Origin of the sequence: Aquabacterium sp., from assembly GCF_049317225.1 — a bacterium.
GTDB lineage: Bacteria > Pseudomonadota > Gammaproteobacteria > Burkholderiales > Burkholderiaceae_C > Aquabacterium.
The window spans coordinates 67144-84221 of sequence record NZ_JBMOIR010000008.1 but is presented as its reverse complement, the minus strand read 5'-3'; the positions used below and the strand labels follow the sequence as shown (position 1 = coordinate 84221).

The window sequence follows — 17078 nt, the reverse complement described above, 5'->3', positions numbered from 1 at the left end:
AAGCACCCATGAAAAAAGGCACCTGACGGTGCCTTTTTGTTTGCCGCATCATCGGCAAGGGGGCCGGTCACCCCACCCACTTGCGGGCGTTGCGGAACATGCGCAGCCAAGGGCTGGCATCGCTCTTGTTGCCGCTGGTCCAGCTCATCTGGATGTTGCGGAACACGCGCTCAGGGTGCGGCATCATGGCCGTGAAGCGACCGTCGGCCGTGGTCACGCCAGTCAAACCGCCAGGCGAACCGTTCGGGTTGAACGGATACACCTCGGTGGCCGCACCGGTGTTGTCCACGTAACGCAGGGCCTGCTGCACCTTGGCGATGTCGCCGCGCTGCGAGAAGTTGGCGAAGCCTTCACCGTGCGACACGGCAATCGGCATGCGGCTACCAGCCATGTCCTTGAAGAACAAGGAGGGGCTTTCCAGCACTTCGACCAGGCTCAGGCGGGCTTCAAAGCGAGTGCTCTGGTTGTGCGTGAACTTGGGCCAGTCTTGCGCGCCAGGAATGATCGGGCTCAGGGCAGCCAGCATCTGGCAGCCGTTGCACACACCCAGCGCGAAGGTGTCCTGGCGACCGAAGAAGGCCAGGAACTGCTCTTCCAGCTTGGGGTTGAACATGATCGAACGCGCCCAACCTTCACCGGCACCCAGGGTGTCGCCGTAGCTGAAGCCACCGCAGGCGATGAAGCCCTGGAACTGATCCAGGCTGACGCGGCCGGCTTGCAGATCGCTCATGTGCACGTCAAAGGTGTCGAAGCCACCTTGCGCCACGGCATACGACATTTCCACATGCGAGTTCACACCCTGCTCACGCAGGATGGCGACCTTGGGGCGCGCCTTGTTGATGAATGGTGCCGCCACGTCTTCCAGCGGGTCGAAGGTCAGGGCCACGTGCATGCCGGGGTCAGCGGCCTTGCCGATGGCTTCGTGTTCGCTGTTGGCGCAAGCGGGGTTGTCACGCAGTTGGGCAATGCGCCAGCTCACGTCGTCCCAGGTCTTGTGCAGCTGCTCCACCGGAGCGGCGAACACGGCCTTGGCATCGCGCCACACTTCCAGCGTGTGCTTGGTGTTGGGCTTGCCGATGACGTGGCTGTGCTTGCTCAGGCCATGCTCGCGCAGGGTTTGCAGCACGGCGTCGCGGTCAGCGGTGCGCACTTGCAGGACCAAGCCCAGCTCTTCGTTGAACAGCGCCTTCAGGGTCAGCTCGTTGCGGCGTTCGCCCACTTGGCCGGCCCAGTTCTTCGAGTCACCGAAGTCGGCACGGCTGTCGTCCACGCCGGTGCCCTCGGTCACCAGCATGTCCACATTCAGGCTCACACCGGTGTTGCCCGCAAAGGCCATTTCAGCCACGGTCGCCCACAGGCCACCGTCACCACGGTCGTGGTAAGCCAGCAGCTTGCCTTGGGCGCGCAGGGCGTTCACGGCATTGACTGCCGACTTCAGCATCTCGGGGTTGTCGCAGTCAGGCACTTCGTTGCCGAACTGGTTCAGCACCTGCGCCAACATCGAACCGCCCATGCGGTTCTTGCCCTCGCCCAAGTCCACCAGAATCAGGCTGGTGTCCAGTGCCTGGCCGTTGTCAGCGGTCACGAGTTGAGGCGTCAGGGTGCCACGCACGTCGGCGATCGAGGCAAACGCCGTCACGATCAGCGACACCGGGGCAGTCACCTGCTTGGTCTGGCCCTTGTCGCTCCACTTGGTGCGCATGGACAGCGAGTCCTTGCCCACAGGGATGGACACGCCCAGTGCAGGGCACAGGTCCATGCCCACGGCCTTCACGGTGTCGAACAGCGCCGCGTCTTCACCGGCTTCACCGCAAGCAGCCATCCAGTTGGCCGACAGCTTCACGCGAGACAACTCAATGGGCGCCGCCAACAGGTTGGTGATGGATTCGGCCACGGCCATGCGGCCGGAGGCAGGCGCGTTGACCGAGGCCAGCGGGGTGCGTTCGCCCATGGCCATGGCTTCACCGGCAAAGCCCTTGAAGTCAGCCAGGGTCACGGCCACGTCGGCCACGGGCACTTGCCAGGGGCCGACCATCTGGTCGCGGTGGTTCAAGCCGCCCACGGTGCGGTCACCGATGGTGATCAGGAAACGCTTGCTGGCCACGGTGGGGTGACGCAGCACGTCCAACGCCACGGTGTCCAGCGACACGCCGGTCAGATCCAGCTTGCCGCCATCCCACTGCACGCGCTTCACATCGCGGTGCATCTTGGGTGGCTTGCCCAGCAGCACTTCCATGGGCATGTCCACGGCCTTGTCAGCGTCGGGCTTTGTGGTGTCTTCCAGCACCAGCTCCAGCGCTTCGGTGGCCACGCCGATCACACCAAACGGGCAGCGCTCGCGGTTGGCCATCTCGGTGAACATGGGCAACGATTCGGGCGCAATCGCCAGAACGTAGCGCTCCTGACTTTCGTTACACCAGATCTCCTTGGGCGCCATGCCGGACTCTTCCAGCGGCACCTTGCTCAGATCGAAACGCGCGCCCTTGCCCGCGCCGTCCACCAGTTCCGGGAAGGCGTTGGAGATGCCACCAGCACCCACATCGTGAATCGCCAGAATCGGGTTCTTCGCGCCCAGGCCCCAGCAGTGGTTGATCACCTCTTGCGCGCGGCGCTCGATTTCCGGATTGCCACGCTGCACGGAGTCAAAGTCCAGCACTGCAGAGTTGGTACCGGCCGCCATGGACGAAGCCGCCGCACCGGCCATACCGATGCGCATGCCAGGGCCGCCCAACTGGATCAGCAGCGTGCCCGCGCCGAACACGATCTTCTTGGTCTGCGTGGCGTCGATGGTGCCCAGGCCACCGGCGATCATGATGGGCTTGTGGTAACCACGGCGAATGGCCTTGTCGCCCTCCCCCACGTTCTGGTCGAACACGCGGAAATAACCACCCAGGTTGCTGCGGCCGAATTCGTTGTTGAACGCGGCGCCGCCCAGCGGGCCTTCGATCATGATCTGCAGCGGGCTGGCAATGTGCTCTGGCTTGCCAATGGGGTTTTGCTCCCAAGGCTCGCTGGTGCCGGGCAGGTGCAGGTTCGACACCGAGAAACCGGTCAGGCCTGACTTGGGGCGCGAACCACGACCGGTCGCACCTTCGTCACGAATTTCACCGCCCGCACCCGTCGAGGCACCGGGGAACGGCGAAATGGCGGTAGGGTGGTTGTGTGTTTCCACCTTCATCAGCACATGGGCCAGCTCTTCACGGGCCTTGTACTGAGGGGCGTTGGTATAGCCATCGGGCATCCAGCGCTCGATTTGATGGCCTTCCATGATGGACGCGTTGTCCGAGTAAGCCACCACGGTGTGCTGAGGATTCAGCTTTTCAGTGTTGCGGATCATGCCGAACAGCGACAAGTCCTGCTCCTCGCCGTCCACGGTGAACTTGGCGTTGAAGATCTTGTGGCGGCAGTGCTCCGAGTTCGCCTGGGCGAACATCATCAACTCCACATCGGTCGGGTTGCGCTTCAGGCCGGTGAAGGCATGGACCAAGTATTCGATTTCATCATCCGACAAGGCCAGACCGAAGGTCACGTTGGCCTCTTCCAGGGCGACACGGCCACGGCCCAGCACATCCACGTGCTCCATGGGTGCGCCCTGTTTCTCGTCGAACAGGTGGCGGGCTTCATCGCGGGCCAGCATCACGCTTTCGGTCATGCGGTCGTGCAGCAGCGCGGCGCAGGCTTGCAGGTCTTCGGCTGCCAAGCCCTTGGCACCCCCCATCAACGCGCCGATCACACCGGCCTTGACCGTCAGACGGTACTCGGTCACGCGCTCCACACGGCGAATCGCCATGCCGCAGTTGTGCGCGATGTCGGTAGCCTTCGACGCCCAGGGAGACACGGTGCCGAGTCGCGGCGCCACCACAATCAGATCACCTTCGGACGGACCTTCGTAGGCGTCGCCATACGTCAGCAACGCAGCCAGCTTGTCCAATTGCGCATGGTCAAGCGACTTGTCCATGGCCACCCAGTGCACATGACGCGCATGGATGCCAGCAATCCGGGGATTGATGGCTTGGAGCTTGGGCAGGAGTGCCTGGACTTGGTGAGGGGCCAGGGCATTGCCGCCCTCAAAGTGCATCAGAGTGGACATCACAGAAGTGGTGCGTTCGGTCGGGGCGCAAGCGCCGTATGGGGGACAGTCGCACGCAAAGGCATGCAACTGACAGGCGAAAAAGCGAATTTTACCGGCCCCTGACACCAAAAGACCGCCTCGCGTGTGGAAACTGAAACCCATGTGACAGCACAAGGCACGCGAATTGCGGATAATTTCGTCCCATGACGATCACCATCAAGACCGGCGCCGACATCGACGCCATGCGCATCGCGTGCCGACTGGCCTCCGAAGTGCTGGATTACCTCACGCCCTTTGTCAAACCTGGTGCCACCACCGAAGAGCTGGACAAGCTTGCACACGACTACATGGTCGACGTTCAAGGCTGCGTTCCCGCGCCCCTGAACTACGCACCCGGTGGACACAAGCCCTATCCCAAGTCGATCTGCACCTCGATCAACCATCAGGTCTGCCACGGCATCCCGAACGATCGCCCCCTGAAGGATGGTGACATCGTCAACATCGACATCACCGTCATCAAAGACGGTTGGCACGGTGACACCAGCCGCATGTTCATCTGCGGCAACGGCTCCATTGCTGCCAAGCGTCTGTGCGCCTTCACCTACGACGCCATGTGGAAGGGCATCGCCAAGGTCAAACCCGGCGCGCGCCTGGGCGACATCGGCCACGCCATTCAGACCTTTGCCGAAAGCAATGGCTTCTCGGTGGTGCGCGAGTTCTGTGGTCACGGCATCGGCCAGAAGTTCCATGAAGAACCCCAGGTTCTCCACTATGGCCGCCCCGGCACGCTGGAAGAACTCAAGCCCGGCATGATCTTCACAATCGAGCCCATGATCAACGCCGGCAAGAAGGACATCAAGTCCATGGGCGACGGCTGGACCATCGTGACCAAGGACCGATCCTTGTCCGCCCAATGGGAACACACCGTGCTGGTGACGGAGACCGGCTACGAAGTGCTGACCCTGTCAGCTGGCAGCCCACCGCAGCCCGACTTCATCACGTCGACCAAGACCTGATCGCACCCCACACAAGCCCTGCCCTCTCTCCGGCGGGGCTTGTCGCATCTAAGCCTCCTACCCCATCGAGCACACCATGTCCCTGGACATCGCCGCCCTGCGCCAGCAGTTCCGCACAGCAAAGGCTGAGATCCTCGATCAATTTCAGCAAAGCCGCCCCACCACGGCCTCAGCCAGTCGCTTGCTGACCAGGCTGGCCAAGCTGGTTGATCAGACGCTCAGTCAACTCTGGGAAGCGCAATCGCTACCTCGTGGCGCAGCCCTGGTCGCTGTGGGTGGATACGGGCGGGGTGAGCTCTTCCCCCACTCCGACATTGACGTGCTGTTGCTGATGCCCGTCACGCCATCGGTGGCAGGAGAAGACAGCCTCGCCCCCGCTGTCGAGCAGTTCATCACCGCGTGCTGGGACATCGGGCTGGAGATTGGCTCCAGCGTCCGCACCGTGGACGAATGCAGCGAGGAAGCCAAGCAGGACATCACCGTTCAAACGGCCTTGCTGGAAGCTCGCTACCTGTGCGGCAGCAAGTCGCGCTTTGAAGAACTGCACCACGCCACCTACCGCAACATGGACGTGCGCGCGTTCATGACCGCCAAGACGCTGGAAATGCGCCAGCGCCACACCAAGTACGAAGACACGCCCTACTCGCTGGAGCCCAACTGCAAGGAAAGCCCCGGCGGCTTGCGCGACCTGCAAGTGGTGGTGTGGCTGGCCCGCGCAGCACGCCTGGGCCGCAACTGGCACGAAATGGCCCGCAACGGCCTGCTGACACCGTTCGAGGCTCGGCAACTGCAGCGCCATGAAGGCACTCTGAAGCTCATCCGCGCCCGCCTGCATGTTCTGGCGCGCCGGCGCGAGGACCGCCTGGTCTTCGACCTGCAAACCGCCGTCGCCGAGTCCTTCGGCTACACCAACACCCCTGCCCTGCGCGCCAGCGAAGTGCTGATGCGCCGCTACTACTGGGCTGCCAAAGCTGTCACCCAGCTCAACCTGATCCTGATGCAAAACATCGAGGAGCGGGTGCTGGGCTCCCAAGACGCCCCCATGCGCGTCATCAACGAACGCTTCCTGGACAAAGGCGGTTTGCTGGAAGTTGTCAGCGATGACCTGTACGTTCGTGACAAACACGCCATCCTGGCCACGTTCCTGACGCTTCAGCAAGAAAACACGCTCAAGGGCCTGTCTGCGCGCACGCTGCGTGCCCTGTACAACGCCCGCACGGTCATGGACGGTGCCTTCCGCAAGGACCCCGTCAACCGCGCCACCTTCATGGCCATCCTCAAAGAGGACCAGGGGCAGACCCGCGTCATGCGCCTGCTCAACCAGACCTCGGTGCTGGGCCGCTACCTTTGGGTGTTCCGCCGCATCGTCGGCCAAATGCAGCACGACCTCTTCCACGTCTACACCGTGGACCAGCACATCCTCATGGTCGTGCGCAACATGCGCCGCTTCGTCATTCCGGAGCATGCGCACGAATACCCCTTCTGCACGCAACTGGCCGCACAGTGGGAAAAGCCTTGGCTGCTTTACATCGCTGCCCTGTTTCACGACGTGGCCAAGGGCCGCGGCGGCGATCACTCCGAACTGGGCGCCGTAGAAGTGCGCCGTTTCTGCAAAGACCACGGCATTTCGGGTGACGACGCTGAACTGATCGAGTTCGTCGTGTCAGAGCACCTGACCATGTCGCGCATCGCCCAAAAGGAAGACCTCTCGGATCCCGATGTCATCCAGGCCTTTGCCAAGCGTGTTCGCAACGAGCGCCACCTCACCGGTCTCTACCTACTGACCGTGGCCGACATCCGTGGCACCAGCCCCAAGGTCTGGAACGCCTGGAAAGGCAAGCTACTGGAGGACCTGTACAAGCTGACGCTGCGTGCGCTCGGCGGGTCCAAACCTCACCTCGATGCAGAAATCGAGGCCCGCAAGGAACAAGCCCGCAGCACACTGGCGCTGTACTTCATGCCCCCCGGCATTGAAACCAAGTTGTGGCAAACCTTGGACATGAGCTATTTCGCTCGCCACGACGCAGCAGACATTGCCTGGCACACCCGCATGCTGTTCCGGCATGTTCAAACCGACAAGCCCGTCGTGGCCGCTCGCCTTTCTGCCATCGGCGAAGGCTTACAAGTGCTGGTTTATGCGCCAGACAAGGCGGACGTGTTCGCACGCATCTGCAGCTATTTCGCGCAGACCGGCTTCACCATCCAGGACGCACGCATTCACACCACGGCCAGCGGTTACGCGCTGGACACCTTCCAGGTCATGGAGGGCGACAACTTCAAATTCGAAGGTGTGCACTACCGCGACATGATCGCGCTGGTCGAAACTCAATTGGCGGAAACCGTGGCCAGCGACAAGCCGCTGCCAGAACCGATCCGCGGACGCCTGTCTCGCCGCGTGAAGTCATTTCCCATCCAGCCTCGCGTCAGCCTGCGCCCGGATGAACGCGCGCAGCGCTGGCTGTTGAGTGTGTCAGCGAGCGACCGATCCGGCCTGCTGTACTCGATTGCCCGCGTCCTCGCCAAACACCAGGTCAGCGTTCAACTCGCCAAGGTCACCACACTGGGCGAGCGGGTGGAAGACACGTTCCTGGTCACCGGTGACGTGCTCCGCACCGACCGCAAACAACTTGAAATCGAAACCGAAATGCTGAGCACCCTGTCAGCGTGACGCAACCATCGAGCCCGCCGCGGTCAATGCGGCCCTCAGGCCGGCTCTTTGGGATCCAGCAACAATTCCAGCGCAGCAATCTGGTCCCGCAACAACAAACGACGCTTCTTCAGGCGCCGCAAGGACAGCTCATCCACCGGCGATTGTTCGGCTGCCCGGTCAATCAAGTTGTCCAGATCCGCATGTTCCATGCGCAGTTCGATGAGTTGACGTTGGGGCGAATGAAGGTTTTCTGACATCGTGGTGGCCGACTGATGCCGTCCCTGGACGCGTGAACAAGGGATCACCCGAGCTCGGATCGTCCCAGAAGGAATGCTTTTCGGCATTATAGTTTTCCCATGAATGCAGCAACTTCCAGTTTTCGACTGGTTGCCGCCACCGGCATCCACCGAGGAGACAGGCCTTACCAACAAGACCAACTCGTCCTGCTCCCACACCCACGCACAAAAGGTTGTGTCATGGGATTGGTGGCCGACGGCATGGGTGGCAAAAGTGGTGGCCGCAAAGCAGCGGATCAGGTTGTCATGACCGCGCAGCAGGTCTTTGAACGATACGTCCCCAGCAAGGACATCCCAGAGCAAATGCTGGCGCAGTTGATCCATGAGGCCCACCTCATGATCAAACTCACCGCCATTGCCTCAGAAGAAGAGCCTCACAGCACCATCGGCACCTACGTGATCCATCCTGATCGCACAGCGTGTGTGGCTTGGGCAGGTGACACGCGGGTGTACCATTTCCGCGGTCCCGAGATGGTGTTTCGCACGAAGGATCACTCCTTCGTGCAGCGCTTGGTCGACGAAGGCCAGATCACCGAAGAAGAAGCCAATGTGCATCCCCAGTCCAACCTGCTCACAGGCTGCCTGGGCACACAAACCGACCCACCCGTTGGCGTACACTTCATCAATCAACTCCAGACCGGCGACACGCTGATGGTGTGCTCGGACGGGCTGTGGCACTACTTCACACCCAAAGAACTGGGCGCCATCGTGCACACCCTGCCCCCGCGTGAAGCGGCCGAAATGCTGGTCAGCAAGGCCCGCCATCGCGCACGCGGAGGTGGTGACAACCTCTCCATCGTCATCGTCCGCGTCGAGGGCTAAGCCCGGCAACGCATCAAGTCAGCGAGGTGTCGACAATACGGCGCTCCTCGCTGAGGTATTCCTTCGATTGCATCTCGTTGAGCCGAGATACCGTCCGCGGAAACTCGTGCGAGAGCGGCCCCTCGGTGTAAAGCTGCTCAGGAGACACCTCAGCCGAAATCACCAGCTTGACGCGACGGTCGTACAACACATCCACCAGCCAAGTAAAACGTCGAGCCTCGGACGCCATTTTGACCGGCATGTGAGGCACATCACTCAGCAAGATGGTGTGAAACTGGTTGGCCAACTCCAGATAGTCGTTCTGCGAACGTGGGCCGCAGCACAGCGTCTGGAAATCAAACCAGACCACGCCACCCGCCTTGCGTTTGGCCTTGAGCACACGGTGCTCGATGTTCAGGGCCGCGTTCTCGTCGGCCACCTCGGCCAGCTTGTCAAACACCTCATGCATTTGCTGCTCGGTGTCAGCATTCAGCGGGGTCAAGTACAAATTGGCCAATTCCAGCGTGCGACGACGGTAGTCGGTCCCGTTGTCCACATTCACCACTTGCAACTGGCTCTTCAACAGCTCAATCGCAGGGAGGATACGGTCGCGATGCAGACCATTCGGATACAACTCATCCGGATGGAAATTCGAGGTCGTGACGATGCTCATGCGATTGCGGAACATCGCATCCAGCAATCGGTGCAAGATCATCGCGTCCGTCACATCGGCCACGTGAAACTCGTCAAAGCAGATCAGGCGGTACTTGCGCGACATGCGCTGGGCCAGCACATCCAGAGGGTTGGCCACCCCTTTGAGTTCATGCAACTGGCGATGCACTTCACGCATGAACTCGTGGAAGTGCAGGCGCGTCTTGCGCTGCAGGGGCACAGCATTGAAGAAGCAATCCATGATGAAGCTCTTGCCGCGCCCCACCCCACCGTACATGTACACGCCTTTGGGCAAGGGCGGATAACGCAGCATCTTGGTCAACGCATTGGAGCGTTGCCCCTTGTAAGCGCCCCACTCGTCCTGACAGCGCTGCAATGCCGCGATGCCCTTCAGCTGGGCTTCGTCGGCCTTGTAGCCACGCTCGGCCAGGCTCTGCTCGTACATTTGGGTGACTGAGATGGCAGGCTTGCTCATGGAAAGAACTGGATAAAACAAAGAAAAGGGGCAGCGATGCTGCCCCTGATTGAGAGTGCCGCAGCAAACTCAGAAGTTTAAGGTGCGCTTGTCAACCGCGAGCGCCGCTTCCTTCGTCGCCTCACTCAGGCTGGGGTGAGCGTGACAAATGCGTGCGATATCTTCCGCGCTGGCCTTGAACTCCATGGCCACGACGGCTTCGGAAATCAACTCGCTGGCAAACGGACCCACGATGTGCACACCCAGGATTTCGTCGGTCTGCGCATCAGCCAGGAACTTCACGAAACCGGTGGTGTCGCCCAGGGCACGCGCACGACCATTCGCCATGAACGGGAAGGAACCGGCCTTGTAGGCACGGCCCTCCGCTTTCAACGCCTGCTCGGTCTTGCCGACCCAGGCGATCTCTGGGCTGGTGTAAATCACCCAGGGAATGGTGTTGAAGTTGACGTGACCATGCTGACCAGCGATACGCTCGGCCACAGCCACGCCCTCTTCTTCTGCCTTGTGCGCCAACATCGGACCACGCACCACATCACCGACCGCCCACACATTGGGCAGGTTGGTCTTGCAGTCGTCGTCCACCACGATGGCACCACGCTCGTCCAGCTTCAAGCCAACGGCTTCGACATTCAAACCGTTGGTATTGGGCACCCGGCCGATCGACACGATCAGCTTGTCCACTTCCAGCAGTTGTGCTTCACCCTTGGCATCGGCGTACGCCACGCTGACGCCTTGTGCCTTGCCCTTCTTGGTGGTCTTGATCTCACCGATCTTCACGCCCAATTGCAGCTTCAGGCCTTGCTTGGTGAACGCCTTCTGTGCTTCTTTGGCAACCTGCTCGTCCACGGCAGCCAGGAAGGTCGGCAGCGCTTCCAGCACCGTGACTTCCGCCCCCAGACGGCGCCAGACCGAGCCCATTTCCAGGCCGATCACGCCAGAGCCGATGACACCGAGCTTCTTCGGCACTTCGCCGATGGCCAGTGCACCTTCATTCGACAGAATCAGCTTCTCGTCGAACTCGGCGCCGGGCAACTGACGTGCGTTCGAGCCGGTTGCCACGATGATGTGCTTGCCAACCAGGGTTTCAGCCTTCTCGCCAGCCACCGCGATCTCATAACCACCGTCTGCTGCCTTCACGAAAGAACCGCGGCCGTGGAAGAAACTGACCTTGTTCTTCTTGAACAGGTACAAGATGCCGTCGTTGTTTTGCTTCACGACGGTGTTCTTGCGGCCAATCATCTTGGCGACGTCCATCTTCAGGCCATCGACCGTGATGCCGTGATCGGCAAAGTGGTGCGAAGCCTGCTCGAAGTGCTCGGACGACTGCAGCAAGGCCTTGGAAGGAATGCAACCCACGTTGGTGCAAGTGCCGCCCGGTGCGGGGCCGCCCTTGTCGTTCTTCCACTCGTCAATGCAAGCGGCCTTGAAGCCCAGTTGAGCGGCGCGAATGGCTGCGATGTAGCCGCCAGGGCCACCGCCGATGACGATAACGTCGAATTGATTGGACATGGTGTGTTTGGCTAGTTAATGCGTGTTCATTCGTGCGGGACGAAGATCCACAGCAGGATGTAGAGCATGAGGCCTGCGCCCCAGAACAGGAACAACAACGCAAAGGCAAGACGCCAGACCCAGGACTCGGTGTCAGTCAGGACGGCGATACCGCCACAGACTCCACCCAGCCAGCGATCGGCTTGTGACCGACGCAGGCGATTGACCGCTGCGGGCTCCCGACTCACTGGGGAGAGGATCTGCCCTCCATCAATGAGCTTGGATTTGAGCCGCTGGAATTCCTCGTCGGTCAACACGCCTCTCTCGTGAAGAGACGCCAGTTTGACGAGTTCATCCGCAACGGACATGGGTGGCTCCTGGAAATCCGGCTGAATGCAGGTCCGGAGCGGGCCCTTGTGAGGCCCGTCCGGCCGCAAAACTCAAAATCAGATGTCGAACAGCAGGCGTGCTGGATCTTCCAGCGCTTCCTTCATGGCCACCAGACCCAGCACGGCTTCGCGACCGTCGATGATGCGGTGGTCGTACGACATGGCCAGGTAGTTGATCGGACGAATCACGATCTGACCGTTCTCCACCACCGCGCGATCCTTGGTGGCATGCACGCCCAGGATGGCCGATTGAGGTGGGTTGATGATGGGGGTCGACAGCATCGAACCGAACACACCACCGTTGGAGATGGAGAAGGTGCCGCCGGTCATTTCTTCAATACCCAGCTTGCCGTCACGCGCCTTGACACCGAACTCCGCAATCTTCTTCTCGATCTCGGCAAAGGTCATCTGGTCAACGTTGCGCAGCACGGGCACCACCAAGCCACGGGGCGAGCCCACGGCCACACCGATGTCGAAGTAACCGTGATAGACGATGTCGTTACCGTCCACCGACGCATTCAACACGGGGTACTTCTTCAGTGCATGCACGGCAGCTTTGACGAAGAAGGACATGAAGCCCAACTTGCAGCCGTGTTCCTTCTCGAACTTCTCCTGGAACTTCTTGCGCATTTCCATCACCGGCGCCATGTTCACTTCGTTGAACGTGGTCAGGATGGCATTGGTGGCTTGCGACTGCAGCAGACGCTCGGCCACACGGGCACGCAGGCGGCTCATTGGCACGCGCTGCTCAGGGCGGTCAGCCAGGTTGTTCGGTGCCACGGGAGCCTGAACGGCGGGCAACGAATTGGTGGGCACACCGGTCGGGATACCGGCGGTCGGTGCCACAGCAGCAGGCGCTGCGGGCTTGGCACCGCCCGCGACGGCGGCCAGCACGTCACCCTTGGTCACGCGGCCATCTTTGCCCGTGCCGGCCACTTGCGAAGCGCTCAGACCGTTGTCAGCCAACAGCTTGGCGGCGGCAGGCATGGCCACATCAGCCTTGCTACCACCTGTTGCGGCCGCAGCGGCTGCGGGCGCAGCAGCAGGAGCCGCTGCGGGTGCTGCTGCCGGAGCAGCCGCTGCACCTGCAGATGCTTCGGTGTCGATGCGAGCGATCACCTGGTCAGAGACCACGGTGCCGCCGTCACCCACCACCAACTCGGCCAGCACACCGGCGCTAGGTGCGGGCACTTCCAGAACGACCTTGTCGGTTTCGATCTCGATGAGGATTTCGTCCGCAGCGATGGCCTCTCCAGGCTTTTTCTTCCACTGCAACAGGGTGGCTTCTGCCACCGACTCAGACAACTGAGGAACCTTGACGTCAATGATTGCCATGATGTGTATCTCCTGTTGCGATCGCAGCTCGGTCTGCCGGGGCGCCCACCTACGTCAATCGAGCAGATGAACTCGGCGCCACACCGGCGAGCCGCGATCGCCTAAACCTTACTTGTTCAGAACGAAGCCCTTGAGCTTGGCGAATGCCTGGTCCAGCAGTGCTTTTTGCTGGTCCTGGTGCAAGTGGGCGTAACCCACTGCCGGCGAAGCGGATGCCGGACGACCGGCATAACCCAGCTTCTGACCATCGGCCATGTTCTCGTGGATGTAGTGCTGCACGAAGAACCAAGCACCTTGGTTCTGAGGTTCGTCCTGACACCACACGAACTCGGCAAGGTTCGGATACTTCTTCAGTTCGGCCGCGAAAGCCTTGTGAGGGAACGGATAGAGCTGCTCAACACGGATGATGGCCGTGTCGGTGGCCTTCTTCTCTGCACGCTTCTTGACCAGGTCGTAATAGACCTTGCCAGAGCAGCAGACCACGCGCTTGACCTTGCTGTTATCGATGCTCTCGTCCACCTCACCGATCACGGTGCGGAATTCACCGCGGGTGAACTCGTTCAGTGGCGAAGTCGCGTCCTTGTTACGCAGCAAGGACTTCGGTGTCATCAGCACCAGAGGCTTGCGGAACTGACGCACCATCTGACGACGCAACACGTGGAAGATCTGGCTGGCCGAGGTGGGCTGCACGATCTGCATGTTGTTGTCAGCGGCCAGCTGCATGAAGCGCTCCAGGCGAGCCGAGCTGTGCTCGGGGCCCTGACCTTCGTAGCCGTGCGGCAGCATCAGGGTCAGACCATTGGCACGACCCCACTTCACTTCACCCGAGGCGATGAACTGGTCAATCACCACCTGTGCGCCGTTGACGAAGTCGCCGAACTGCGCCTCCCAGATCACCAGGCTGTTGGGGTCAGAGCCGGCGTAGCCGTACTCAAAGCCCAGCACAGCCTCTTCAGACAGGATGGAGTCGATGACCACAAACGGGGCCTGGTTCTCACCGATGTGTTGCAGTGGCACAAACGTGCCTTCGTCGAACTTTTCACGGTTCTGATCGTGCAGCACGGCATGACGGTGGGTGAAAGTACCGCGACCGCAGTCTTCACCCGACAGACGCACCGGATAGCCCGAAGCCACCAGCGAGGCAAAGGCCATGTGTTCGCCCATGCCCCAGTCCACATTGATCTCGCCACGGCCCATGGCAGCGCGGTCGTCAATGACCTTCTGCACCAGAGGATGGGGCTTGAAGTTGGCGGGAATGGTCGTGATGCGCTCAGCCAGACGACGGAACTCCGCCAGTGGCAAAGCGGTGTCAGCCGAGTCGGTCCACTTCTTGTTCAGGAAGGGCGTCCAGTCCACCGCGTACTTGCTCTTGAAGTTGGTCAGCACAGGATCGACCGTGTGCTTACCGGCTTCCATCGCCGCACGGTACTCCTTGACCAACTGGTCAGGGCCATCGGCAGGCATCGAGCCACCGGCCACCAAGCGGTCGCCATAGACCTTGCGGGTGCCAGGGTGCTGACCGATCTTCTTGTACATCAGCGGCTGGGTCATGGCAGGCGTATCCTGCTCGTTGTGGCCCAGCTTGCGGAAGCAGACGATGTCCACCACCACGTCCTTGTTGAACTGCTGACGGTAGTCCATGGCCAGCTGCGTGCACAGCACGACGGCTTCCGGATCATCGCCGTTCACGTGCAGCACAGGGGCTTCGATCATCTTGACCACGTCAGAGCAATACAGCGTCGAGCGGGTATCGCGTGGATCAGAGGTCGTGAAACCGATCTGGTTGTTGATCACGATGTGCACCGTGCCGCCCGTGTAGTAGCCACGGGTCTGGGCCAGTGCCAGCGTTTCCATGACAACGCCCTGCCCTGCGAAGGCAGCGTCACCGTGCACCTGCACCGGCAACACTTGCGAGCCCTTGGTGTCGCCACGGCGATCCATACGCGCTTTGACCGACCCCTCGATCACCGGATTCACGATTTCCAGGTGAGACGGGTTGAACGACAGCGACAAGTGAACTGGGCCACCGGCTGTCGACACGTCAGACGAGAAGCCTTGGTGGTACTTCACGTCACCGGCGGGAAGGTGCTCGGGTGCTGTGTGCTCGAACTCGGAAAACAGATCCTTGGGCTGCTTACCCAGGGTGTTGACCAGCACGTTCAGGCGACCACGGTGGGCCATGCCAATCACGATTTCCTGCACGCCGCTTTCGCCAGCGCGCTGGATCAGTTCATCCATGGACGCGATGAACGACTCACCCCCCTCCAGAGAGAAGCGTTTCTGCCCCACATACTTGGTGTGCAGGAAACGCTCCAGACCTTCGGCAGCAGTCAGGCGCTCGAGGATGTGCTTTTTCTTCTCGGCGCTGAATGTGGGCTTGGAACGAATGGATTCCAGACGCTCTTGCCACCAACGTTTTTCACCTGGATCGGTGATGTGCATGAACTCGGCGCCGATGCTGCCGCAGTAGGTTTCACGCAGAGCCTGCACGATTTCGCGCAGGGTCATGTGCTCAGCCTTGGTGAAGTACGTGTTCGTGGCGCTGAACGTGATGTCCATGTCGGACTCGCTCAGATCGTAGAACGCAGGCTCCAGTTCAGGAATCTTGGGGCGTTCCTGACGCTTGAGCGGATCCAGATCCGCCCAGCGGGAACCGAGGAAGCGATAGGCAGCAATCAGAGATTGAACGTGCACCTGTTTACGCGCCACGGCCAGATCAGCGGAGCTGGTCTTGACCATGAAGGCATTGGCCTTGGCACGCTGGGCAAACGACTCGACAACCGGCGCATGCGCCACGTCACGATGATCGGTGCCATCCGTTGCGGGAACGTTCTGGAGGGCGTCGAAGTAGGCGCGCCAGTTATCTGGCACAGAACCGGGGTTGTCGAGATACGCCTCGTACAACTCTTCAACGTAGGGGGCGTTACCCCCGAACAGGTACGAATTCGACCTGAACTGCTGCATCATTTCGCTCACCTCACTCCCAGGTTTCCTGGGACATTGGCTGGTTAAAAACCTTCCGCGACACGGCTTGACCGGTTGGCGGATTGCGGACCCGCCTTGCTGACTGCCGAGAACAAAATCCAGCAAGGGCGACGGGAAGGGCCGTAAACGAAGTCACTGTAGCACCGTTATCCAGCCCTGCGCGCCCAAAGTGTCAATTTTTCGAGCCCATCCTCAAAACCTAGGGAAATTCACCATTACAGGCAAAATCAAAAAAAGCCGAGCAAAAAAACAAAAGGCCGAGCAGTGCTCGGCCTTTCAGTGCTGAGAGAAAAAACGCGACGATCAGCCGAAGTTCTTCTCAGCAAATTCCCAGTTCACCAGGCTGTTCAGGAACACTTCCACGAACTTGGGGCGGGCATTGCGGTAGTCGATGTAGTAAGCGTGCTCCCACACGTCGATGGTCAGCAGCGCGGTGTCGCCAGTGGTCAGAGGCGTGCCAGCGGGGCCGAAGTTGGCGATGTCCACCGAACCGTCAGCCTTCTTCACCAGGAAGGTCCAGCCGGAGCCGAAGTTGCCCACAGCAGACTTGGTGAAGGCTTCCTTGAACGCGTCATAGCTGCCGAACTTGGCGTTGATGGCATCAGCCAGCTTGCCAGAAGGAGCGCCACCGCCGTTCGGCTTCATGCAGCTCCAGAAGAAAGTGTGGTTCCACACCTGAGCGGCGTTGTTGTAGACGCCACCGCTGGACTTCTTGACGATCTCTTCCAGCGACAGGGCTTCGAACTCCGTACCGGGGATCAGGTTGTTCAGGTTGGTGACGTAGGCTTGGTGATGCTTACCGTAGTGGTACTCAAAGGTCTCCTTGCTGATGTGAGGAGCCAGGGCGTCTTGAGCGTACGGCAGAGGAGGAAGCGTGTGAGCCATGGTGCAGTGTTCCT

At 60.8% G+C, this 17078-nt stretch carries 11 protein-coding genes; 3 read left to right on the top strand and 8 right to left on the bottom strand.

The annotated features are described in order from the left end of the window. Positions 1-67: 67 nt before the first annotated feature. Positions 68-4090: a phosphoribosylformylglycinamidine synthase gene (gene purL / locus ACOYNB_RS07685; RefSeq protein ID WP_422838515.1), complete on the bottom strand. Its 4023-nt coding sequence runs from the start codon at positions 4088-4090 to the stop codon at positions 68-70. Between the two features lie 185 nt (positions 4091-4275). Here purL and map point away from each other — a divergent pair, with 185 nt between their 5' ends. After that, positions 4276-5088, top strand: a complete 813-nt coding sequence (gene map, locus ACOYNB_RS07680) for a type I methionyl aminopeptidase (protein WP_422838514.1) — start codon at positions 4276-4278, stop codon at positions 5086-5088. 76 nt (positions 5089-5164) lie between these two features. Continuing rightward, positions 5165-7756 carry a [protein-PII] uridylyltransferase gene (locus ACOYNB_RS07675; RefSeq protein WP_422838513.1) on the top strand — a complete coding sequence of 864 codons (2592 nt, stop codon included), beginning with the start codon at positions 5165-5167 and terminating at the stop codon, positions 7754-7756. 35 nt (positions 7757-7791) lie between these two features. Here ACOYNB_RS07675 and ACOYNB_RS07670 read toward each other — a convergent pair whose 3' ends face one another. After that, on the bottom strand, positions 7792-7995 hold the full coding sequence (locus ACOYNB_RS07670) for a YdcH family protein (RefSeq protein WP_374257363.1): 204 nt from the start codon (positions 7993-7995) through the stop codon (positions 7792-7794). Positions 7996-8094: 99 nt separating this feature from the next. Between ACOYNB_RS07670 and ACOYNB_RS07665 the strand changes: the two genes are divergently transcribed. Next, positions 8095-8856 carry a PP2C family protein-serine/threonine phosphatase gene (locus ACOYNB_RS07665; protein ID WP_374257365.1) on the top strand — a complete coding sequence of 254 codons (762 nt, stop codon included), beginning with the start codon at positions 8095-8097 and terminating at the stop codon, positions 8854-8856. 13 nt (positions 8857-8869) lie between these two features. Here ACOYNB_RS07665 and zapE read toward each other — a convergent pair whose 3' ends face one another. The 6 genes from zapE to sodB all read right to left on the bottom strand — a co-directional run bounded on the left by zapE (position 8870) and on the right by sodB (position 17064). Then, positions 8870-9982, bottom strand: coding sequence for a cell division protein ZapE (gene zapE, locus ACOYNB_RS07660; RefSeq protein ID WP_422838512.1), 1113 nt, complete (start codon positions 9980-9982; stop codon positions 8870-8872). 69 nt (positions 9983-10051) lie between these two features. Further along, on the bottom strand, positions 10052-11491 hold the full coding sequence (gene lpdA / locus ACOYNB_RS07655; protein ID WP_422838511.1) for a dihydrolipoyl dehydrogenase: 1440 nt from the start codon (positions 11489-11491) through the stop codon (positions 10052-10054). Between the two features lie 26 nt (positions 11492-11517). Continuing rightward, positions 11518-11838: a PspC domain-containing protein gene (locus tag ACOYNB_RS07650; RefSeq protein WP_422838510.1), complete on the bottom strand. Its 321-nt coding sequence runs from the start codon at positions 11836-11838 to the stop codon at positions 11518-11520. Positions 11839-11916: 78 nt separating this feature from the next. Continuing rightward, positions 11917-13194 carry a 2-oxoglutarate dehydrogenase complex dihydrolipoyllysine-residue succinyltransferase gene (gene odhB, locus ACOYNB_RS07645; protein ID WP_422838509.1) on the bottom strand — a complete coding sequence of 426 codons (1278 nt, stop codon included), beginning with the start codon at positions 13192-13194 and terminating at the stop codon, positions 11917-11919. Between the two features lie 108 nt (positions 13195-13302). Further along, positions 13303-16161, bottom strand: coding sequence for a 2-oxoglutarate dehydrogenase E1 component (locus ACOYNB_RS07640; protein ID WP_422838508.1), 2859 nt, complete (start codon positions 16159-16161; stop codon positions 13303-13305). A 321-nt stretch (positions 16162-16482) separates the two neighbouring features. After that, on the bottom strand, positions 16483-17064 hold the full coding sequence (gene sodB / locus ACOYNB_RS07635; RefSeq protein ID WP_422838507.1) for a superoxide dismutase [Fe]: 582 nt from the start codon (positions 17062-17064) through the stop codon (positions 16483-16485). Positions 17065-17078: the final 14 nt, after the last annotated feature.

Bases quoted from the DNA above. Each gene is read 5' to 3' on its own strand.
- purL (WP_422838515.1), bottom strand. From the start codon at position 4,090: ATGTCCACTCTGATGCACTTTGAGGGCGGCAATGCCCTGGCCCCTCAC.
- lpdA (WP_422838511.1), bottom strand. From the start codon at position 11,491: ATGTCCAATCAATTCGACGTTATCGTCATCGGCGGTGGCCCTGGCGGC.
- ACOYNB_RS07665 (WP_374257365.1), top strand. From the start codon at position 8,095: ATGAATGCAGCAACTTCCAGTTTTCGACTGGTTGCCGCCACCGGCATC.
- ACOYNB_RS07670 (WP_374257363.1), bottom strand. From the start codon at position 7,995: ATGTCAGAAAACCTTCATTCGCCCCAACGTCAACTCATCGAACTGCGC.
- sodB (WP_422838507.1), bottom strand. From the start codon at position 17,064: ATGGCTCACACGCTTCCTCCTCTGCCGTACGCTCAAGACGCCCTGGCT.
- ACOYNB_RS07650 (WP_422838510.1), bottom strand. From the start codon at position 11,838: ATGTCCGTTGCGGATGAACTCGTCAAACTGGCGTCTCTTCACGAGAGA.
- odhB (WP_422838509.1), bottom strand. From the start codon at position 13,194: ATGGCAATCATTGACGTCAAGGTTCCTCAGTTGTCTGAGTCGGTGGCA.
- zapE (WP_422838512.1), bottom strand. From the start codon at position 9,982: ATGAGCAAGCCTGCCATCTCAGTCACCCAAATGTACGAGCAGAGCCTG.
- ACOYNB_RS07640 (WP_422838508.1), bottom strand. From the start codon at position 16,161: ATGATGCAGCAGTTCAGGTCGAATTCGTACCTGTTCGGGGGTAACGCC.
- ACOYNB_RS07675 (WP_422838513.1), top strand. From the start codon at position 5,165: ATGTCCCTGGACATCGCCGCCCTGCGCCAGCAGTTCCGCACAGCAAAG.
- map (WP_422838514.1), top strand. From the start codon at position 4,276: ATGACGATCACCATCAAGACCGGCGCCGACATCGACGCCATGCGCATC.